Here is a 19,015-nt window from a genome sequence, read left to right on the forward strand (position 1 = left end):
TCAGGTCAGGGTCAGGTCAGGTCAGGTCGATCTCAGGGCTGTAGAGGTCCAGCCAGAGCGCAAGGTCGAGCGTCCGCTCCAAATCGCGCCGCGAGGCCTGCGTAATCTGCGGCGCCTCCCGCCCCGCGGCCTGCACCGCACGTTCCCGGTCCACCAGGTCGAAGACCGGGTGCCCGGGCCGTGCGAGCAGATCCTTGACGTGCCCTTGGAGGGCGACCGCGTACTTGGGGTCCTGCGTGGAGGGATACGGGCTCTTCACCCGGTCATAGACGGACCGCGGCAGCACATCGGCGGTCGCCTCGCGCAGCAGGCTCTTCTCCCTGCCGTCGAAGGACTTCAGCGCCCAGGGCGTGTTGTACACGTACTCGACGAGCCGGTGGTCGCAGAACGGCACGCGCACCTCGAGGCCGACCGCCATGCTCGCGCGGTCCTTGCGGTCGAGCAGGATGCGTACGAATCGGGTCAGGTGCAGATGGCAGATCTTCCGCATCCGGAATTCGAAGTCGCTCTCCCCGTCCAGGCGCCGGATGCCAGCGACGGCCGTCGCGTAGCTCTCCTTGATGTAGGCGGGCAGGTCGAGCGCGGCGGTCACGTCGGAGCGCAGGATGCGGGCGTCGTCCCCGAAGTGGTCGGCGAAACGCACCAGCCAGGGGAAGGTGTCGGCCGCGCGCGCCGTCTCGTCGAAGAACTGCAGATAGCCGCCGAAGACCTCGTCCGCGGACTCCCCGGACAGCGCCACCGTGGAGTGCTCGCGGATGGCGCGGAAGAGGAGGTAGAGGGAGGCGTCCATGTCGCCGAAGCCCATCGGTATGTCGCGCGCGCGGATCATCTTGGCGCGTACGTCCGGGTCGGCGAGGGCGTGGGAGTCCAGGACGATGTCGCGGTGGTCGGTGCCCGCCGACCGCGCGACGTCGTGGACGTAGGGGGTGTCGGGCGTGCCGCGCAGTTCGTCGGCGACGAAGTTGTCGGCCTGGCCGACGAAGTCGACGGCGAAGCTGCGCACCGTCTCGCCCACCTCGGCCAGTTGTCGGGCCGCGAGTGCCGTCATCGCCGAGGAGTCGAGGCCGCCCGAGAGCAGCGTGCAGCGCGGCACGTCCGAGACGAGCTGGCGGCGCACGATGTCGTCGAGGAGTTCGCGGACCTTCGCGATGGACGCGTCACGGCTGTCGGTGTGCGGACGGGTCTCCAGCGACCAGTACACGTGCCGGCGCAGACCGGAGCGGTCCACCGTCACGACCGTGCCGGGCTCGACCTCGTTCATGCCGTCCCACACGGCGTGACCGGGCGTCTTGACGACGGCGAACACTTCCCTGAGGCCGTCCAGGGTGACCCGGCGCCGGGCGAGCGGGTTGGCGAGGATCGCCTTGGGCTCGGAGCCGAACAGGACGCCGTCGGACGTCTCGTAGTAGTAGAAGGGCTTGATGCCCATGCGGTCGCGGACCATGACGAGCTTGTCGTGGCGGGCGTCCCAGATCGCGAAGGCGTACATGCCGTTCAGCCGCTCGGCGAGGGCCTCGCCCCATTCGAGATAGCCGCGCAGCACGACCTCGGTGTCGGACGCGGTGGTGAACCGGTGGCCGCGGCCCGCCAGTTCGCGGCGGAGCTCGGTGAAGTTGTACGTCTCACCGGAGTAGACCAGGGCGACGGTGCCCGTCGGCGTCTCGACGGTCATGGGCTGGCGTCCGCCGGGCAGGTCGATGATCGCGAGCCGACGGTGTCCGAGCCCGGCGGGCCCGGCGGTCCACCTGCCGCGGTCGTCGGGACCGCGGCAGGACATCGTCTCCGTCATGGCGTCCAGAGTGGTGGACTCGGCCGTCAGATCACGGTCGAAGGAGACCCAGCCGGTGATGCCGCACATGCGTTTTCCTTCCGCTCGCCGAACTAGGTGTAACTAGCACCTATGTGTGCAGCGTGCTCCCGTGCCCGCGTACGGTCAACGCCCCCGTTGCCCGTACGCCCCGCCGACCCCGGCGGTTTCGGCCGCGCTTTGCCAGTCCCAGGTGCGTGACTCGTGTCAGTGCCGCCAACTGACCCGGTCGGACGCCAGGACTCCCGCGCCCGGAAGGGAACATTCCAGCCACGGGCAAAGACTTGTCAACGCTCTTCGGACACCCGGCCCCGCCCCTGCTCGACGGCGGCGCCGGACAGCGCCTCAGCTTCCCCACGGGCCTCATCGATGGCGTCGGGAAACAGCTGCAGGCCGTGCGCGACGAGCGCGCCCTCATGCAGCAGCATCAGCGCCCGCCCCAGCCGCACGCCCCCCTTTCCGGCTTCACCCCCGCTCGGCGCGATCTCCTCGGCGAGGCCGGTGAACAGCGCGAGCATCCAGGCCTTCTGGCCCATGATGATCGGGTACGCGGGGTGGGCGGGGTCACTGATCTCGGCGTGCGCGTTGACCATGCTGCACCCCTTCGTCAGATACCCGTCGGCCCAGTCGCGCGAGGCGTCGAAGACGGCGAGGATCCGGGCCCGAGGTGTGGCGGCAGCCTCCAAGTACGGGGCGAGGAAGGCGCGCCAGCGCTCGTCCCGGTCGGCCAGGTACTCCACGACGATCTGCTCCTTGGAGCCGAACCGGTCGTAGAGGGTCTTCTTCGTCACCCCGGCTTCAGCGGCGATCAGGTCCACGCCGACGGCGTGGATGCCGCGCTCATAGAAGAGGCGCCCCGCGGCGTCGAGGGCGCGGCGCGCGGCCGGGGTCATGGCGATGCGGTGCGGCGCGGCAACTCCAGGCCCTGCCCCGCGATCCGGCCTGCCCTGCACCTCACCTTCCACCTCGCCTGCCGTCTCGGCTTCCGTCCTGTACGCGTCGTCACCCATGCACTCCATGGTAGACCGACCTGTATACAGAAGCCCTATACCGATCTGTATACTCACTCCCGTCACACAGGTAGACCGATCTGTCTACTCACCTACGCCGAGCCGCCGCACGACGGGAGAAACCCATGAACGTCCTGCTGTCGACCGCATTCGTGCTGACCTGGAGCTCCGGGTTCATCGGGGCGAAACTGGGCGCGGGCAGCGCGTCCGCGGTGACGGTGCTGATGTGGCGCTTCCTGCCACTGGCCGTGGTGCTCGGGCTCGTCGCCCTGGTGCTCTCCCGGGCGTCCTGGCGGGGCCTGACGGCGCGCGATGTCGGGCGGCAGGCGGTCGTCGGCGCACTGTCGCAGAGCGGCTATCTCCTGACCGTGTACCTCGCGATCCAGCTCGGCGTCTCCAGCGGTACGACCGCCCTGATCGACGGCACCCAGCCGCTCGTCGCGGGCGCTCTCGCCGGGCCCCTGCTCGGCCAGTACGTCTCGCGCACGCAGTGGACCGGCCTCGGCCTCGGTGTGACCGGCGTCGTCATCGTCACCGCCGCGGACTTCGCGCACGGCGGCGACGCCCCTGCCTGGGCCTATTTCGTGCCGTTCCTCGGCATGCTCTCGCTGGTGGCGGCGACGTTCCTCGACCGGCGTGCGCCCCGTCCGGTCGCCCCTTCGGTGTCGATGACCGTCCACTGCGTCACGAGCGCCGTGGTCTTCACGGGGCTCGCGCTGGCGGCGGGGGCCGCGACGCCACCGGCCGAGGCTTCCTTCTGGGCCGCGATCGGGTGGCTGGTGGGGTTCTCCACCTTCGGCGGGTACGGCCTGTACTGGCTGATCCTGCGGCGCTCCGGGGTCACCCAGGTCAACACGCTGATGTTCCTCATGGCACCCGTGACCGCCCTGTGGGGCGCCCTGATGTTCGGTGAGCCCTTCGGGCCGCAGACCGTGGCGGGCCTGGCCGTCGGGCTCGCGGCGGTGGTGGTCGTACGGCGGGGCGCGGCTCGACGGGAGCCGAACCGGTGTGAGGCCGAACGGCCGGGTGCCGCCGCCTCGGCGGTGCGGGTCAGCGAGGCGTCAGGAAGGCCTGCACCAGGGGCGCGTACCGGTCGGTGATCTCGGCGATCTCCGTGGCGCGCAGGTGCGGGCCGCGGGCGATGCCGTACATCACGCCCAGGCCCAGCAGCATGCCGACGGCCAGCTCGGCCCGGAGCCCCGCGTCCGGCCCCGAGAGCCGCTCGGTGAGCCGATCGGCCACCTGGACGCGGAAGTTGGCGCGCAGTATGTCGCCCTGCTCGCCGTGGAGCGGGGCGAAGACGATGCGCAGGATCGGGTCGGCACCCCGCTCGGCCTGACCGGTGAGCAGGTGCCGGACCATGTGGCGCCCGAGGTCGGCGACGGGGGCGTCGAGGAAGGCCCCGGCGTCGGCCTCGAACGACATGACCTGGGAGAACAACGCGTCCTTGTTGCCGAAGTACTTGAGGATCAACGGCGCGCTCACCCCGGCCCGGTCGGCCACGGCCTTGAGGGTGATGTCACCGTGCGCGTGCCGGGCGAGGAGATGGCGTGCGGCACGGATGATCGCCCCCTTGGTCGCCTCGGCGTCCCTGCGCCCGGCGGGCGGGGTCTGGTTCGGGCGCGGGTCGGTAGGGGAGTTCGGGCGCGGGTCGGTATGCGGGCTCGTGTCGGCTTTACGGCTCAGGTCGGCGGCGGGGCGGTCGGCAGCGAGGGGGCGCCCGTCAGTGTTCGAGCGCGCGTCAGCGCGGGTGCTTCCGTCGGACGGCGAGTGCTGCGCGTCGGCGTTCAGGCTCCCGCCGGGCGGCGAGTGCCGTGCCTCAGCGTTCAAGCGCGCGTCGGCGTTCAAGCGCGCGTCGGCGTCCGAGGGCACGTCAGCGTGCGACGGCCCGTCCGCCTCCGCAGCCACGCCCCCCTGGGCGCCCGCGCCCGCCGCAGTCGTGTTCCTCGCCGCCATGGTCAGCTTCCCTCCAGCGCGGTCTCCTGGGTCGACCCGCCGCGTCCGGCGGTCTTCCGGTCGCCCTTCGGGGCCGTGTCCGAGGGTATGGCGAGTGCGGTGGCACATGCGATGAGCGCGACCGTGCCCGCCAGGGTGAAGGCGAGTTGGTAGCCGCCGAGCGTGGGGAACCGGACGCCGTCGGCGGACGAGGTGTGCCGGACGAGTACGGCGGCGACCGCCGCGCTGGAGACGCTCTGGCCGATCGTCCGCATCAGGACGTTCACGCCGTTCGCGGACGCGGTCTGCTCGACCGGGACCGCACGCAGGATCAGCGTGGGCAGCGCCGAGTACGCGAACGTCGTCCCGGTCGACACGACCGCGGCGCCGAGCATGATCACCCACAGCTCCCGGCTGTCGACGATACGCACGGCATAGCCCAGTGCCATGACCGCGCCGCCGACCGCGAGGGTGACCCGGGGGCCGCGTGCCGTCGAGACGCGGGCCGAGAAGGGCGAGAGGACCAGCATGATCACGCCGTTGGGCAGCAGGCACAGACCGGTCGCCACGATCGACAGCTCCAGGCCGTAGCCGCTCTCGGCGGGCGCCTGCACCAGCTGCGCGGTCACCAGCGAATTGGCGTAGAAGGCGAACCCGGCGAGCAGCGCGGTCACGTGCGGCAGGGCGACGCGCCGTCCGGACGCAAGGCGCAGGTCCACCAGCGGCTGCTTCGCCCGCAACTGCATCCGCCACCAGACGGACAGGATGACGACGGCACCCGCGAACAGCCCTAGGACGGGCCCGCTCCCCCACCCCCACTGGCCGCCCTGCGACACCGCAAGCAACAGGCAGACCAGTCCGGCCGCCAGGCCGAGCGCGCCCCACGTGTCGAACCGCCCCGGCGAACGCACCGGAGACTCCCGCACGGCCCACCGGGCGAGCAGGAGACCGGCGGTGCTCAGGGCGGCCGTCACCCAGAACATGACGTGCCAGTCCGCGTACTGCACGATGAGGGCGGCCAGCGGCAGACCGAGCGCGGCGCCGATCCCGACCGTGGAGCTCATCAGCGCGACGGCGGACGCGGTGCGCTGCGGCGGGAGTTCATCGCGCAGGATGCTGATGGACAGGGGCACCACCGCGGCGGACGCGCCCTGCAGGGCCCGTGCCGCGATCAGCAGCCGGATGTCGGACGTGAGCGCACAGAGCACCGAGCCCCCGGCCATCAGACCGAGGGCGGTCAGCAGGACGCGGCGCTTGCCGTACATGTCACCGGCCCGGCCGAGTACGGGTGTGAGCACCGCTCCGGACAGCAGTGTCGCGGTGACCAGCCAGGACACGGCACCGGCCGAGCTGTCCGTCAGGCGGGGCAGATCGGGCAGCAGCGGCACGACGACGGTCTGCGTGACGGCCATGAGGATGCCGCCGAAGGCGAGCACGGGGACGGCCAGCCGACTGCGCAGCCCTCCCGCGCCACCGGCTGTCGGAACAGGCGCCATGGCCTCTCTCCCCCTGCTGTATGAGGTGAATAGCCATTCACCATATCGGGTGAATGGCTATTCACCGAGAGGAATTAGGGAGACGGTCGACCCTCGGACCCCGGCCGTACACCGTCGCCCCTTGGCCGTGAACCGCCCAGGCGGGCCGCGCGCCCCCTGCCGCGACAGGTCCGCGGCAGGCGGCTTCGGTCATACTGCGGCCCATGAACCGACTCCGCTTCGGCCTGGTGGGCACGGGCCCCTGGGCCTCCGCCACGCACGCCCCCGCGCTGGCCCGGCACCCGGGCGTGGACCTCAGTGGCATCTGGGGCCGCCGCCCCGAAGCGGCGGCCGCGCTCGCCGCCGAGCACGGCACGAGGGCGTACGCGGACGTGGACGAGCTGTTCGCCGCGAGTGACGCCGTGGCGTTCGCGGTACCGCCCGACGTGCAGGCACCCCTCGCCGCACGGGCCGCGGCGGCGGGCTGCCATCTGCTGCTGGACAAGCCCGTGGCCACGACGCTCGCCGGGGCGCGGGACCTCGCGGCGGCTGCCGAGCGTGCGGGGGTGGCCTCCGTGGTCTACTTCACGCTGCGCTTCACCCGCGCCTCGGCGGCCTGGCTGGCCGACCAGGTCACCACGGGCGGCTGGTTCACGGGCCGCGCCGACTGGTACGGCTCGTTCTACGCGCCGGACGGCAGCGCCGCGTTCTCGTCGCCCTGGCGTGCGAGCCGGGGCGGCCTGTGGGACGTCGGCCCGCACGCCTTGTCGATGCTGCTGCCCGTCCTCGGCGACGTCACCGACGTGACCGCGGCACCGGGCCCAAGGGACACGGTCCATCTGATCCTGCGGCACACGGGCGGCGCGTCCAGCACGGCGACGCTGACCCTCTCGGCACCGGCGAAGTGCGAGGGCGTGGCGGTGGAGCTGCGCGGTGAGAACGGCACGGCGGTGCTTCCGTCGTGGGAAGACGCGGGCGACCCGTTCGGAGCGGCGGTGGACGCGCTCGTCGGGTCCGCGGCCACGGGCACGCCGCATCCGTGCGACATACGGTTCGGGCTGCGCGTCTCGGAGATTCTGGCGCGGGCGGAGGAGCACATCACGGCCACGTGATCCGCCCGGGACAACCACGGGCGGCCGGTACCGTGGCCGCTACGTAATGGCGAGTGACGGCACCGACCGCATCCGGTGGTCCTACGGAACCGGCGCGGGGAGCAGAGCTGTGCGGTCCTGCGCTGCTCCGATTCCGACCACACGGATCAAAATACGAACAGTTGTCCCACACGCTTCCCACATCGGCCCTGTAGGCCTAGGGGGTACCCAATGCCGGGGAATTTCAGCCATTCTCGAACTCCCCGGACAAGATGCCCCGCTGTTGTGCACGGGCGCCCGCCGACGATCAAACCTGCAGGTCGGTGACCCCGCAAGCTCCATCATGCCCGAGCAACTGATCGTTTTCTTCGGGCAATGTTTACTACCAAAGCCGATGTGAATATTTAGACTGATCACGCTCCAACTCGGCGTGCACCAAGAGGGATTACCCACCATGAACAAGACGGCGCTCCGCGCTCTGCTCCGCGAACGACGCGCCCTCATAGCCCCCGAATCGCACGGCTTCGCCCGCCCGACAGGCCAGGGCCGGCGCGCCCCCGGCCTGTCCCAGCACCAGGTCGACCAACTGCTCCACCGCACGTTCGGGACGTACCACCGTCTCGAGTCCGGCAATTACCCCAATCCGCCGACCTCGCTGCTCCGGGACGTGGCACGCCTGTTCGGGCTGAACGAACAGGAGTGGGTGTCCCTCTGTCGGTACGCACTGCTGCAGGACCCGCCGGGACCGCTCCACCTCTCCTCCGGCAAGGAGGTGCCCGGCGTCTGGCAGGAGGCGGTCGACGGCATCGGACACATGGCCTACGTGACCGACGCATCCTGGGAGATGCTCGCGTACAACACCGCCTTCGCCGGGATGTTCCCGAGCGGCAAGGTCCCCGGCAACACGCTGCGCTGGATGCTCCTGGACCCGCACGGGCGCGAGACCCTGATGGACTGGCACACCGCCTGGGCCCCGATGGTGCTGCCGCAACTGCGGGCGGCGCTCGCCACCAGGCCCGACGACGACATCCTGCGGCAGATCGAGAAGGAGATCCTGGCCGACCCCGAGACCGCCGATCTCTACGCCGCGGGCAACTCCCATCCGCACCCCGACGGCGACGAGCGCCCCCTGCTGCACGCCCTGGAGGGCCCCGGCTGGGTCACCATGTGCGCGGCGCAGCCCCTGACGGCGCCCGGCTCCCGGCTGATGATCCTGGTGTTCCACCGCGGCACGCACCGCATCCACTCGCGCGCGCCCATCCTCCGCTCCGACTGAGCCCGCACACGCATCTCACAGCCACATCTCACAGACGCATCGCATACACGCGTCTCGCACACGCATTCGAGCATCCGGCGCTCGACAGGGCACTCCCGGCACAGTGCAGTACTTTGGCCACACCCCCACCCGCTTCGCCGATCCATGGGGAGTCGCCTCGTGACTGCTCACGTACTCAGACCACACACCGTCTTCGGCGACCACAAGGTCACCACGGCCGAGATAGCCGAGGACGTGAGCGCGCACCACGCCGACCACCCTCGGTTGCGCGCCATCCTCCGCGTCATCGGCAATTGCGGTGTACAGACCCGCCATTTCACGCGCCCGCTCGGCTCCCCCACGGTGTCCGGGACGGCCGACGTCGGCGAACGCGCGCAAGTCGCCTTCACCGACGCGCTCGCCATGGCCGAACGCGCCTCGACCATGGCCCTGGACAGCGCGGGCCTCGCCGCGCAGGACATCGACGCGATCGTCACCACGCACACCACGAGCTGGGCCGTCCCCAACCTGGACATCCACCTCGTCACCCGCCTCGGCCTCCGCCCCGACCTGCGCCGCATCGCGCTCACCTCGGTGGCCTGCCCCGGCGGCACCCAGGCCCTCACCCGCGCCGCCGACCTCCTCGCCGCACGGCCCGGCAGCAAGGTCCTGGTCGTGGCCTCCGAGGTGCTGTCCAGCATCTACCACCACAGCGACACCACCATCGAGTCGATGATCTACAAGGCGCTGTTCGGGGACGCGGCCTCCGCGACCGTCGTCACCGACACACCGCTGGGTCCCGGACTGGCCATCGAGGACACCTTCGAGTACGTCCTGGCGGGCAGCCTGGAGCGCCAGCGCGGCCGGATCTCCATGGACGGCATCCACTTCGACTCGACCAAGCAGGTCCTGGCCGCCGTCACCGACGTGATGCCGCACCTCCTGGAGTGGCTGGGCCCGCGGCAGCTCGACTTCGCCGTCATCCACCCCGGCAGCCCGCGCATCATCGCCGACACGGCGGCCGCGCTCCGGATGGACGAGCACGGCTCCCGGCACTCCACGGACACGCTCAGCCATGAGGGGAACCTCGGCGGCGTCAGCATCCTGCGCGTCCTGGAACGCACCCACGCCGACCCTCCGGAGGACGGCGCGCACGGCGCGGCCATCGCCTTCGGGCCCGGCTTCGCCACGGCGGCCGTGCGCTGCCGCTGGCAGGCCTAGAGCTCCGGCGGAAAATCGGTTGCCGCCGCTTCGGCGCACTGCTGAGGTGACCGCATGGATCATGCAGCGGTACTGGCCGCGTACGACCGTCAGCTTCGGCACGACACGCAGGGCGAAGGCGGTGACACCCGGGTCGAGCGGACCGGTGGCGTCGTCCGTGTGACCGGCTCGGCACACGACTGGAACGGCGTCCTGTGGACCGGCATCGACGCGTCGACGGCGGACGCCGTGATCGCTGAGCAGGTGCGCCACTTCGCCGCCGCCGGGCGCGAGTTCGAGTGGAAGCTGCACTCCTACGACCAGCCCGCCGACCTCGGTGCGCGTCTGCTCGCGGCCGGGTTCGAGGCCGATCCGGTGGAGACCGTGATGGTCGCCGAGGCCGCCGCCCTGCCCGCGGGCCCCGAGCTGCCGGACGGCATCCGGCTGCTCCCGGTGACGGACGCGACAGGCGCACGGCTCATGGCCGAGGCGCACCTCGCCGCGTTCGGGGAGGACGACGCGGCGCTGAGCGAGCACCTCGCCCGGCGTGTGCTCGCCCAGCTCGCCGAGGCGCCGGACGAGATCGTGGCGGTCGTCGCGATGGCCGGTGACCGGCCGGTGTGCGGCGCGCGGATGGAGTTCCGCCCCGGCACCGACTTCGCCGGGCTCTGGGGCGGCGGCACCGACCCGCAGTGGCGCGGCAAGGGCATCTACCGCGCGATGGTGGCCCACCGCGCCCGCATCGCCGTCGAGCGCGGCTACCGCTATCTGCAGGTGGACGCCTCGGACGACAGCCGCCCGATCCTGGACCGGCTCGGTTTCGCCACGCTGTGCACGACCACGCCGTACGTGTACCGCCCGTAAGCCGTGGGCGTTCCGGCCGTGCGCGTTCCGGCCGTGGGCCCAGGCCTCATCCGAGGAGCTTGGCGATGGCTTCCGTGGTGTCCGTCTCGCCGAGGCGCGGGAAGATCTTCTCCACGCTGTTGCGGTGGGCGTCGGCGTCCATGTCGGTGACGGCGTCGACGGCCACGGTCACGTGATACCCGTGCTCGTGCGCCGCGCGGGCCGTCGACTCCACGCCGATGCTCGTCGCGATGCCCGCGAGCACGACCTGGGTGACGCCCCTGCGGCGCAGCTGGAGGTCGAGGTCCGTGCCGTAGAAGGCGCCCCACTGCTGCTTGGTGACGACGATGTCCGCTTCGGTGCGGCCGAGCTCGGGCACGAGCTCCGCCCAGTCCGCGGGCACGTCGCCGCCGCGCGCGGGGGCCTCGGTGCGGCCTGGGGCACCGCCGGTCACCCGCACCAGGACCACGGGCAGTCCGCGCTCGCGGAAGGCGTCGGCGAGCGCGGCGGCCCGTTCGACGATCTGCTGCGAGGGGTGGGCGGTGGGCAGCGCGGTGATGCCCTTCTGGAGGTCGACGAGGACGAGGGCGGTGGTGGGGTCGAGGACGGTGGCAGTCATGGGTGTCGCCTTTCTCATGCGTTCTTGTCTCATGCGTTCTTGCCTCACGCGTTCTTGGTTTCCTGGTCCCGGCCGGGGCGGCGGCCCAGCGCGCGGTCCGTGGCGGTCAGGACGATCAGGGCCAGCGCCAGGACGGCGCCGACGGCGGCCATGAGGTGCAGCCCGCCGTCGTCGGCCCGCTGCCCGTAGGCGAGGCCGATCAGGCCGGAGGCCGTGATGGCGCCGATGTACTGCGCGGTGCGCTGGAGTCCCGCCGCCGACCCGATGGCGTCGGCGGGCGCGAACTGCTGCACGGCGGCCTGGTTGCCGGTGCCCATGAGCCCCTGCGGAATCCCGAAGCAGGCCCCGGCCAGAAGCAGTACGGCGAGCGGCGTGGACCCCGTGGTGCAGAGCAGCAGCGAGCTGCCCGCGGTGAGGAGCACGGCGGCGACGGTGAGCGGTGCGCGGATGCCCTTGGTGCGCGCCCCGATCAGCGAACAGGCCAGCGCGGCCAGGGACATCGGCAGCATGACGAGTCCGGTGTGCAGCGAGGAGTAGCCGCGTTCCTCCTCCAGCCACTGTGTGAAGCCGTACATCACGCAGTACACGACGAGGTAGCTCAGTCCGTGCCGCAGGTAGGTGCGGGCGAGCGCGTGGTTGGCGCCCAGCATGCGCAGGTCGATGAAGGGGTGCGGGTGGCGCAGCTGCCACCAGGTGAGCAGCGCGGAGAGCAGGACGACCGGGGCCAGTAGCAGCCACATCGGATGGCGCAGGTCGAGCAGGAACACGACGAGGCAGCTCAGTGCGCCCGTGAAGAGCGTTATGCCGAGCGGGTCGAGCGTCTTCGCCCGGCCTGCCGCCGGGGTCTCGCGCGGGATGTCCTTGGGGATCCACCACAGGGCGGTGGCGTACGCGATGAGCGCCACCGGCACGTTGACGGCGAAGACGGCGCGCCAGCCCGCGGTAGCGACGAGGAGTCCGCCGAGCGTCGGGCCGATCGCCGCGCTGCCGAGCGCCGCGAAGGAGAGGCGGCCCAGGACGGTGCGCGGGGTCGGGCTGCCGAGCCTCGTGGACTCGTCGCGCAGGACGGCCATCGCGGCAGGGTACGCGGCGGACGAGCCGACGCCGAGCAGCGCCCGGGAGACGAGCAGCCACCCGAATCCAGGGGCGAGCGCCCCGACGAGGCCGGACGCGACGACGAGCACGAGCCCGCCGAGGAAGACACGGCGCGGTCCGATGCCGTCGGCGAGCTTGCCGAGCACGGGCTGGGCGACGGCGCTCGCGAGGTAGAGCACGGAGACGAGCCATGCGGTGTCGGAGGCGCCGACGCCGAAGTCGTGGCCGATCGCCACCAGGCCGGTGGAGATCATCGTGGTGTTGAGGGGATTGAGCAGCGAGCCGAGGAGCAGCGGTGCGGTCAGCCGCGCCCCGAAGCCGGGCCGCTCCGGCGCCGGTCGCTTCGCCCTCGCGACGGACGTGACCCTCACTTCTGCACCAGTCGCTCCAGCAGCACGATGGCGTCGGCGAGTCTGCGCAGCTCCGCCTGGTCGAGCTCCTCGGCGACCGTGTCCGACAGCCAGCCCCGCTTGGCGGCCCGTCCGTCGGTGACGGTGCGGCGGCCCTCGTCGGTCAGGGAGACCACGGACTGGCGCCCGTCGTCCGGGTCGGGTGCCCGCTCGATCAGCTCCATGGATTCAAGGGCGGCCACGGTCATCCGCATCGACTGCGGCCGCACGAACTCGGCGCGCGCCAGGCCCGCGGTGGTGCTGGGGCCGCCCCGGTCGAGGCGGGCGAGCACGGAGCGCTGCGAGGGGCTGAGCCCGTTCATCGGCGAGGCGCTGCGCAGCTTTCGTACGAGATGTCCTACGACGTGTGTGAGGTCGGCGGCGACTTGCTCGGGCGTCGGTTCGTCCACGGGTCCGCTCATACCGTCACGTTACGAGATCGACAGCCAGACTTGCAAGTCTGACTTTCTACTTTCGCCGCCGCCGGATGCGGTTCCGTTTTCGCGCTGGATACGCCTCGTGCCCGTTACATCCCTTACGTATCGACTTGATGTTGAGTGCGTAGCTTCGTGACTGTCGCCGCGCACCTCACGCGCCCAGCCCACCCGCGTCCACCCCAGAGGAAAGAGACCATGCCCATCCGCATACGAATGAGGGCACTCATGATCGTCGTCGCGGCGCTCGCTGCCGTCGCCATGCCGACGGCGGCGGCGTTCGCCGACACCACCGAGATCCACCACACCACGACCGGGCCGCCACCCCGCCTCACCCCGCGCGAGGAGATCCAGCCCGCCGCCCACATCGTCGGCGACCTCGCCCGCAAGAGCGCGGAGCGCTCGACGGGCCGACCCGTCGGCATGCTGTCCGAGGAGGCCCGGGACGCGACGTCCGACCCCGTCGTCCTGGCGCGCACCGCGGAACCGGCGCCCCAGTAGGGGAACTTACGGCCGGGCCGCAGCCGGGGCCGCTTCGGCCGCGGGGGCGTCGCGCAGACCGAGCCGCAGGTGCTCGACGTGGAAGAGAGCCTGCTCCAGCAGCTCGGCGACGTGGCCGTCATAGAGGGCGTAGACGATGGACCGGCCCCGGCGCTCCCCGGTGACGAGTCCGAGATTGCGCAGCAGGCGGAGCTGGTGGGAGCAGGCCGAGGCTTCCATGCCCACGGCCTCGGCGAGGTCGCCGACCGCGCAGGGGCCTTCCTGGAGGCGGGCCAGGATGTACAGCCGCGAAGGGGTGGCCAGGGCCTGAAGGGTGGCGGCGACGTCGGTCGCCCCCACCGCATCCAGGCGCTCGCGGGGGCTGGCGTGGTTCGTGACGTCGGCTCCGTGACCCATGGCGCCCATCCTACCGGTCACATATGAAGACCTGTTCAGGTGTTCCTGTACGGTGGGCGCGTCGCCGTCCTCCGCCCCGAAGGGGTCTCTTTGCCATGCCTTCCGACCTGATCCAGCGGCCCGCGCAGGCAGCGCCGACTGCCCCGGATACCGCGCCGAAGCGACGTACCCGGGTGTTCGCCCTGGCGGAAGCGCGCTGGGCCGCCGCGGCACTGGTGCTGTTCCTGATCGCGCTGCCGCTCCAGCTGACCGGCGCAGCCGCCTGGTCGTGGGGCCCTCTCTACGCCGCCGCCTACGTGACCGGCGGGTGGGAACCGGCCTGGGCGGGGCTGACGGCGCTGCGGGAGAAGACCCTGGATGTGGATCTGCTGATGATCGTGGCCGCGATCGGCGCGGCCTCGATCGGGCAGCCGATGGACGGCGCGCTGCTGATCGTCATCTTCGCCACCTCCGGCGCGCTGGAGGCCCTGGCCACCGCCCGGACCCAGGACGCGGTGCGCGGTCTGCTCGACCTCGCGCCGAGCGTCGCCACCCGCCTGGCCGACGACGGCAGCGAGTCGACGGTCCCGACGCAGGAGCTGGTGGTCGGGGACACCGTTCTGGTCCGCCCCGGCGAGCGGGTCGGCGCGGACGGCCGCGTCCTGTCCGGGCTCAGCGAGGTGGACCAGGCCACCATCACCGGTGAGTCGCTGCCCGTCGTGAAGGAGGCCGGGGACGAGGTCTTCGCAGGCACGCTGAACGGCACCGGTGCCCTGCGGGTCAAGGTCGAGCGGGACGCCTCGGACTCGGTGATCGCCCGGATCGTGGCGATGGTCGAGGAGGCCGCCGAGACGAAGGCGCCGACCCAGCTGTTCATCGAGAAGGTCGAGCAGCGGTACAGCATGGGCATGGTCGTGGCGACGCTGGCCGTCTTCCTGGTCCCCCTCGCGTTCGGCGCGGACCTGACCGCTTCGCTGCTGCGGGCGATGACTTTCATGATCGTGGCCTCGCCGTGCGCGGTGGTCCTTGCGACGATGCCTCCGCTGCAGTCGGCGATCGCCAACGCCGGACGCCATGGCGTCCTGGTGAAGTCCGCCGTGGTGATGGAGCGTCTCGGGCAGGTCGACGCGGTCGCCCTGGACAAGACCGGCACCCTGACCGAGGGCACCCCTCGCGTCACCGACATCCGCCCGCTGCCCGGCTCCGGGCTGTCCCATGACGCCCTGCTGGCGCTGGCGGCCGCCGCCGAGTACCCCAGCGAACACCCCCTGGCCCGCGCCGTCGTCGACGCCGCCCGCACGCGCGGCCTGGCCATCGCCGACGTGCGGGACTTCACCTCCACGCCCGGCGTCGGCGTCACCGCCACGGTCACCGGCCGCACCGTCACGGTCGGCGCACCCGCTCGCCTCCTCGACCACCACGACGACACCGCGACGGTCAGCGCCGCCGAGGCCGCGGGCGATCTGGAGGACGGCGGCCGCACGGCCGTCCTGGTTCTCCTCGACGAGGTCCCTGTGGGAGTGCTGGGCATCGCCGACCGGCTGCGTCCCGACGCCGCCACGACCGTCGCCGACCTGACCGAACTGACCGGTGGTTCACCGATGCTGCTGACGGGCGACAACCCCTGCGCCGCCGCCCGCCTGGCCGCCGAGGCCGGCATCGCCGGTGACGAGGTCCACGCCGGACTCCTGCCCCAGGACAAGGTCGACGTCGTACGGCGCCTGGCGGCCCGTGGCCGCAAGACGCTGGTTCTCGGCGACGGCGTCAACGACGCCCCGGCCCTGGCCGCCGCCCACACCGGAATCGCCATGGGCCGCGCGGGGTCCGACCTCACCCTGGAGACCGCGGACGCCGTCGTCGTCCGCGACGAACTCGCCACCGTCCCCCAGGTCATCGCCCTGTCGCGGGCGGCCCGCCGCCTGGTGGTGCAGAACCTGGTCATCGCCGGAGTGTTCGTCTCCGGCCTGGTCGTCTGGGACCTGGCGGGCAACCTGCCGCTGCCGCTCGGCGTTCTCGGCCACGAGGGCTCCACCGTCGTCGTCGGCCTCAACGGGCTGCGTCTGCTGCGTGACGCCGCCTGGAACCGCGCGGCGGGGGCCATGCGGTGAGCCGCCGTAGCAGAATGTCCGTCACTCCCCACCCCTGACAAGGAGCACGACGTGACCACCCTCGCCCTGTACCTCCCCGGTTCGGGCGCCCTCCCGCGCTGGATGCAGATCACCGTCGGCGTAGTGGTTCTCGGGCTGGTCGCGGCCCGGATCTGGCTGACCTTCCGGCGCCGGAAGTAGCCCCCCCCGAACCCGAAGAGAAGCCCCTCGGCGAACAGCACCGAGGGGCTTCTCTTCAGCTCTTCAGGGGGTGGTCCTAGCGGATCGGCATCCCCGAAAGCGTCCGCGCGATGACGAGACGCTGGATCTCGCTCGTGCCCTCGAAGATCGTGTAGATCGCGGCGTCGCGGTGCATGCGCTCCACCGGGTACTCGCGGGTGAAGCCGTTGCCGCCGAGGATCTGCACGGCCTGTGCGGTGACCTTCTTGGCGACCTCGCTCGCGTACAGCTTCGACATGGAGCCCTCGGCCGACTCGAACTTCTTGCCGGTGGTGGCCATCCAGGAGGCGCGCCACACCAGGAGGCGCGCCGCGTCGATCTGGGTGCGCATGTCGGCGAGCTGGAAGGCGATGCCCTGGTTGTCGATGATCGGGCGGCCGAACTGGGTGCGCGTCTTGGCGTACTCCAGGGCCTCTTCGTACGCGGCACGCGCCGTGCCGACCGCCATCGCGCCGACCGCCGGGCGGGAGGCCTCGAAGGTGGCCATCGCCGCGTTCTTGACGCGCTCGCCGCCGGACTTGGCGCGCTCCCGCGCACGGGCCATGCGGTCGTCCAGCTTCTCCTTGCCGCCGAGCAGGCAGTGACCCGGTACGCGGACGTCCTCCAGGACGACCTCGGCGGTGTGCGAGGCGCGGATGCCGTGCTTCTTGAACTTCTGCCCCTGGGACAGGCCCGGGGTGTTCGGCGGCACGATGAAGGAGGCGTGCCCCTTCGAGCCGAGCTCGGGGTCGACGACCGCGACGACGACGTGGACGTTGGCTATGCCGCCGTTGGTCGCCCAGGTCTTCGTGCCGTTGAGGACCCACTCGTCCTTGGCCTCGTCGTAGACGGCGCGGGTGCGCATGGCCGCCACGTCGGAGCCCGCGTCGGGCTCCGAGGAGCAGAAGGCGGCGACCTTCACGTCGTTCACGTCGCCGTACATCTGCGGGATCCAGGTGCCGATCTGTTCCTCGGTGCCGTTGGCCAGCACGCCGACGGCGGCCAGACCCGTGCCCATGATGGACAGGCCGATGCCCGCGTCACCCCAGAAGATCTCCTCCGTCGCCATCGGGATGCCGAGGCCCGAGGGGTCGAAGAACTGCTGTGCGTAGAAATCGAGCGAGTAGATCCCCAGCTTCGCCGCTTCCTGGATGATGGGCCACGGGGTCTCTTCGCGCTCGTCCCACTCGGCGGCCGCGGGGCGGATCACATCGGCGGCGAACCCGTGGAGCCAGTCCCGGACCTCCTTCTGTTCGTCGTTGAGCTCCATGGTGAACTCGGCCATGACCCCTCCAGGACCTGCGATCATCTGCGACGTTACTTGCGGTAACCGCAGTCTGTTACTGGCCAGTAGTCCATGTCAACTCCCGATGGCCCGTTCGATACGCACGGGACGCCGGGTGTTACGTTGCGCGTGCGTCACCGATTCAGCACGGGCGGGGAGAAACGATGGAGACCACGCAGCGGACCGATCAGCAACGGTCCGCGGAGCACCGACGGCGAGAGCTGCTCGAGGCCGCCGACCGGGTCGTGCTCCGCGACGGCCCCGGCGCCTCGATGAACGCCATCGCCGCCGAGGCGGGCATCACCAAGCCGATCCTCTACCGCCACTTCGGCGACAAGGGCGGCCTGTACGCCGCGCTCGCCAAGCGGCACACCGACGCCCTCCTGGAGGCCCTGCGCGCCGCGCTCGACGCCCCTGCCGAGCGCAGGGAGCGGGTCGAGGCGACGCTCGACACCTATCTCGCGGCCATCGAGGCCCGCCCGCAGGTCTACCGCTTCCTCATGCATCCGTCGGAGGCCCCCTCCCCCGGCGAGCAGGGCTTCGACGTCGGGCTGCACTCGGCCCCCCTGCTGCGCCGCCTCGGCGAGGAGCTCGCGGAGGTCATCGAGGAGCGCGTCGACCTCGGCCCGGAGAGCGCCCAGCTCGCCCGGGTGTGGGGGCACGGCATCGTCGGCATGATGCACGCGGCCGGCGACTGGTGGCTCGGCGAACGGCCCTGCCCCCGCGCCCAATTGGTACGCAGTCTGGCCGACCTCCTGTGGGGTCGGCTCGCGGCGGCGGGCAACCGCGTCGGAGGTCCCGGGTTCTGACCTCACACGTTCCAGGGGGCCTTGGCGGCGGCCCGCAGCACCCTGCGGCGCCGCCAGCCCGTGACGCGCTCGGTGTAGACACCACCGTCGAGGTGGTCGCACTCGTGCTGGAGGCAGCGGGCGAACCAGCCCGTGCCGTGCACCTCGATCGGCTCCCCCCGCAGATCGAAGCCTTCGACCACGGCGTGGTCGAAGCGCGGCGTGCCCGCCTCGAGGCCGGGCAGCGACAGACAGCCCTCCGGGCCGCGCAGCGTCACGCCGTCCGCCTCGACGAGCCTGGGGTTGACCACGTGCCCGAGGTGCCGGACGTCCTCGTCGTCGGGGCAGTCGTAGACGAACACCCGCAGGCTCACGCCGACCTGGTTCGCGGCGAGCCCCGCGCCCCGCGCGGCGTACATCGTCGCGAACATGTCCTCGATGAGGACCGCCAGTTCGGGGCCGAAGTCGGTGACCTCCTCGCACGGCGCGTGCAGCACCGGGTCACCGAGCAGGGTCAGAGGTCGAACGCGCCCCGAGGCGCCTGGGATCGTGCTGTGTCGCATGGCGGCAAGAGTACGGTCCGGGGGACGGAGCGGCACCGGCGAGG

Annotated in this window: 19 protein-coding genes; 9 read left to right on the top strand and 10 right to left on the bottom strand. The window is 71.5% G+C overall.

Annotation, left to right across the window (positions count from 1 at the left end; all coding sequences use genetic code 11):
• Positions 1-16: 16 nt before the first annotated feature.
• Positions 17-1,858 carry an asparagine synthase (glutamine-hydrolyzing) gene (asnB, locus tag ABZV77_RS39565; protein WP_356267695.1) on the bottom strand — a complete coding sequence of 614 codons (1,842 nt, stop codon included), beginning with the start codon at positions 1,856-1,858 and terminating at the stop codon, positions 17-19.
• 236 nt (positions 1,859-2,094) lie between these two features.
• Positions 2,095-2,700, bottom strand: a complete 606-nt coding sequence (locus ABZV77_RS39570) for a helix-turn-helix domain-containing protein (protein WP_356267803.1) — start codon at positions 2,698-2,700, stop codon at positions 2,095-2,097.
• A gap of 242 nt (positions 2,701-2,942) precedes the next feature.
• On the opposite strand from ABZV77_RS39570, the gene ABZV77_RS39575 reads away from it, so the two are divergent.
• Positions 2,943-3,917, top strand: a complete 975-nt coding sequence (locus ABZV77_RS39575; protein ID WP_356267697.1) for a DMT family transporter — start codon at positions 2,943-2,945, stop codon at positions 3,915-3,917.
• On the opposite strand, the gene ABZV77_RS39580 is transcribed toward ABZV77_RS39575, so the two are convergent.
• On the bottom strand, positions 3,868-4,383 hold the full coding sequence (locus ABZV77_RS39580; protein WP_356267804.1) for a TetR family transcriptional regulator: 516 nt from the start codon (positions 4,381-4,383) through the stop codon (positions 3,868-3,870). The two genes, ABZV77_RS39575 and ABZV77_RS39580, sit on opposite strands and share 50 nt — an antisense overlap.
• Positions 4,384-4,775: 392 nt before the next feature.
• A complete protein-coding gene (locus tag ABZV77_RS39585; protein WP_356267699.1) occupies positions 4,776-6,248 on the bottom strand; it encodes an MFS transporter in 1,473 nt (490 codons plus the stop codon).
• A 203-nt stretch (positions 6,249-6,451) separates the two neighbouring features.
• On the opposite strand from ABZV77_RS39585, the gene ABZV77_RS39590 reads away from it, so the two are divergent.
• From ABZV77_RS39590 to ABZV77_RS39605, 4 genes are all read left to right on the top strand, one after another.
• The gene (locus tag ABZV77_RS39590) at positions 6,452-7,339 is read left to right on the top strand and encodes a Gfo/Idh/MocA family oxidoreductase (protein WP_356267701.1); all 888 of its coding nucleotides are present in this window, start codon (positions 6,452-6,454) and stop codon (positions 7,337-7,339) included.
• A 433-nt stretch (positions 7,340-7,772) separates the two neighbouring features.
• Entirely contained in the window at positions 7,773-8,594 is an 822-nt protein-coding gene (locus ABZV77_RS39595; protein ID WP_356267703.1) for a helix-turn-helix domain-containing protein, read from the top strand.
• A gap of 159 nt (positions 8,595-8,753) precedes the next feature.
• Positions 8,754-9,794, top strand: a complete 1,041-nt coding sequence (locus ABZV77_RS39600; RefSeq protein ID WP_356267705.1) for a PhlD — start codon at positions 8,754-8,756, stop codon at positions 9,792-9,794.
• A gap of 54 nt (positions 9,795-9,848) precedes the next feature.
• A complete protein-coding gene (locus ABZV77_RS39605; RefSeq protein WP_356267707.1) occupies positions 9,849-10,637 on the top strand; it encodes a GNAT family N-acetyltransferase in 789 nt (262 codons plus the stop codon).
• Between the two features lie 46 nt (positions 10,638-10,683).
• Here the strand turns inward: ABZV77_RS39605 and ABZV77_RS39610 are convergent, their stop codons facing one another.
• The 3 genes from ABZV77_RS39610 to ABZV77_RS39620 are packed head-to-tail and all read right to left on the bottom strand — an operon-like array spanning position 10,684 to position 13,141.
• Complete coding sequence (locus ABZV77_RS39610) at positions 10,684-11,235, bottom strand: isochorismatase family protein (RefSeq protein WP_356267709.1); 552 nt, start codon at positions 11,233-11,235, stop codon at positions 10,684-10,686.
• Positions 11,236-11,279: 44 nt separating this feature from the next.
• Positions 11,280-12,701 (bottom strand): MFS transporter, encoded by a 1,422-nt coding sequence (locus tag ABZV77_RS39615; protein WP_356267711.1) that lies wholly within the window; start codon positions 12,699-12,701, stop codon positions 11,280-11,282.
• Positions 12,698-13,141 carry a MarR family transcriptional regulator gene (locus ABZV77_RS39620; RefSeq protein WP_356267713.1) on the bottom strand — a complete coding sequence of 148 codons (444 nt, stop codon included), beginning with the start codon at positions 13,139-13,141 and terminating at the stop codon, positions 12,698-12,700. The genes ABZV77_RS39615 and ABZV77_RS39620 overlap by 4 nt, the downstream gene beginning before the upstream one ends.
• Before the next feature lie 210 nt (positions 13,142-13,351).
• On the opposite strand from ABZV77_RS39620, the gene ABZV77_RS39625 reads away from it, so the two are divergent.
• Positions 13,352-13,654 (top strand): hypothetical protein, encoded by a 303-nt coding sequence (locus ABZV77_RS39625; RefSeq protein WP_356267715.1) that lies wholly within the window; start codon positions 13,352-13,354, stop codon positions 13,652-13,654.
• Between the two features lie 6 nt (positions 13,655-13,660).
• Here ABZV77_RS39625 and ABZV77_RS39630 read toward each other — a convergent pair whose 3' ends face one another.
• Entirely contained in the window at positions 13,661-14,050 is a 390-nt protein-coding gene (locus tag ABZV77_RS39630; RefSeq protein WP_356267717.1) for a metalloregulator ArsR/SmtB family transcription factor, read from the bottom strand.
• Positions 14,051-14,145: 95 nt separating this feature from the next.
• Here ABZV77_RS39630 and ABZV77_RS39635 point away from each other — a divergent pair, with 95 nt between their 5' ends.
• Both ABZV77_RS39635 and ABZV77_RS39640 read left to right on the top strand, forming a co-directional pair.
• Entirely contained in the window at positions 14,146-16,137 is a 1,992-nt protein-coding gene (locus ABZV77_RS39635; protein ID WP_356267719.1) for a heavy metal translocating P-type ATPase, read from the top strand.
• A 51-nt stretch (positions 16,138-16,188) separates the two neighbouring features.
• The gene (locus ABZV77_RS39640) at positions 16,189-16,317 is read left to right on the top strand and encodes a hypothetical protein (protein WP_306337737.1); all 129 of its coding nucleotides are present in this window, start codon (positions 16,189-16,191) and stop codon (positions 16,315-16,317) included.
• 76 nt (positions 16,318-16,393) lie between these two features.
• On the opposite strand, the gene ABZV77_RS39645 is transcribed toward ABZV77_RS39640, so the two are convergent.
• Entirely contained in the window at positions 16,394-17,620 is a 1,227-nt protein-coding gene (locus ABZV77_RS39645; protein WP_356267721.1) for an acyl-CoA dehydrogenase family protein, read from the bottom strand.
• A gap of 164 nt (positions 17,621-17,784) precedes the next feature.
• Between ABZV77_RS39645 and ABZV77_RS39650 the strand changes: the two genes are divergently transcribed.
• Positions 17,785-18,429: a TetR family transcriptional regulator gene (locus ABZV77_RS39650; protein ID WP_150164114.1), complete on the top strand. Its 645-nt coding sequence runs from the start codon at positions 17,785-17,787 to the stop codon at positions 18,427-18,429.
• A gap of 2 nt (positions 18,430-18,431) precedes the next feature.
• Here the strand turns inward: ABZV77_RS39650 and def are convergent, their stop codons facing one another.
• Positions 18,432-18,971, bottom strand: a complete 540-nt coding sequence (gene def, locus ABZV77_RS39655) for a peptide deformylase (protein WP_356267723.1) — start codon at positions 18,969-18,971, stop codon at positions 18,432-18,434.
• Positions 18,972-19,015 lie beyond the last annotated feature (44 nt).

It is taken from the genome of Streptomyces sp. NPDC004732 (genome assembly GCF_040609235.1).
In the GTDB taxonomy this organism is placed as follows: domain Bacteria; phylum Actinomycetota; class Actinomycetes; order Streptomycetales; family Streptomycetaceae; genus Streptomyces.

What these genes read in the sequence shown, in the direction of transcription:
- asnB (WP_356267695.1), bottom strand. Translation starts at nt 1,858, where the DNA reads ATGTGCGGCATCACCGGCTGGGTCTCCTTCGACCGTGATCTGACGGCC.
- ABZV77_RS39570 (WP_356267803.1), bottom strand. Translation starts at nt 2,700, where the DNA reads ATGACCCCGGCCGCGCGCCGCGCCCTCGACGCCGCGGGGCGCCTCTTC.
- ABZV77_RS39575 (WP_356267697.1), top strand. Translation starts at nt 2,943, where the DNA reads ATGAACGTCCTGCTGTCGACCGCATTCGTGCTGACCTGGAGCTCCGGG.
- ABZV77_RS39585 (WP_356267699.1), bottom strand. Translation starts at nt 6,248, where the DNA reads ATGGCGCCTGTTCCGACAGCCGGTGGCGCGGGAGGGCTGCGCAGTCGG.
- ABZV77_RS39590 (WP_356267701.1), top strand. Translation starts at nt 6,452, where the DNA reads ATGAACCGACTCCGCTTCGGCCTGGTGGGCACGGGCCCCTGGGCCTCC.
- ABZV77_RS39595 (WP_356267703.1), top strand. Translation starts at nt 7,773, where the DNA reads ATGAACAAGACGGCGCTCCGCGCTCTGCTCCGCGAACGACGCGCCCTC.
- ABZV77_RS39605 (WP_356267707.1), top strand. Translation starts at nt 9,849, where the DNA reads ATGGATCATGCAGCGGTACTGGCCGCGTACGACCGTCAGCTTCGGCAC.
- ABZV77_RS39610 (WP_356267709.1), bottom strand. Translation starts at nt 11,235, where the DNA reads ATGACTGCCACCGTCCTCGACCCCACCACCGCCCTCGTCCTCGTCGAC.
- ABZV77_RS39620 (WP_356267713.1), bottom strand. Translation starts at nt 13,141, where the DNA reads ATGAGCGGACCCGTGGACGAACCGACGCCCGAGCAAGTCGCCGCCGAC.
- ABZV77_RS39625 (WP_356267715.1), top strand. Translation starts at nt 13,352, where the DNA reads ATGCCCATCCGCATACGAATGAGGGCACTCATGATCGTCGTCGCGGCG.
- ABZV77_RS39630 (WP_356267717.1), bottom strand. Translation starts at nt 14,050, where the DNA reads ATGGGTCACGGAGCCGACGTCACGAACCACGCCAGCCCCCGCGAGCGC.
- ABZV77_RS39635 (WP_356267719.1), top strand. Translation starts at nt 14,146, where the DNA reads ATGCCTTCCGACCTGATCCAGCGGCCCGCGCAGGCAGCGCCGACTGCC.
- ABZV77_RS39645 (WP_356267721.1), bottom strand. Translation starts at nt 17,620, where the DNA reads ATGGCCGAGTTCACCATGGAGCTCAACGACGAACAGAAGGAGGTCCGG.
- ABZV77_RS39650 (WP_150164114.1), top strand. Translation starts at nt 17,785, where the DNA reads ATGGAGACCACGCAGCGGACCGATCAGCAACGGTCCGCGGAGCACCGA.
- def (WP_356267723.1), bottom strand. Translation starts at nt 18,971, where the DNA reads ATGCGACACAGCACGATCCCAGGCGCCTCGGGGCGCGTTCGACCTCTG.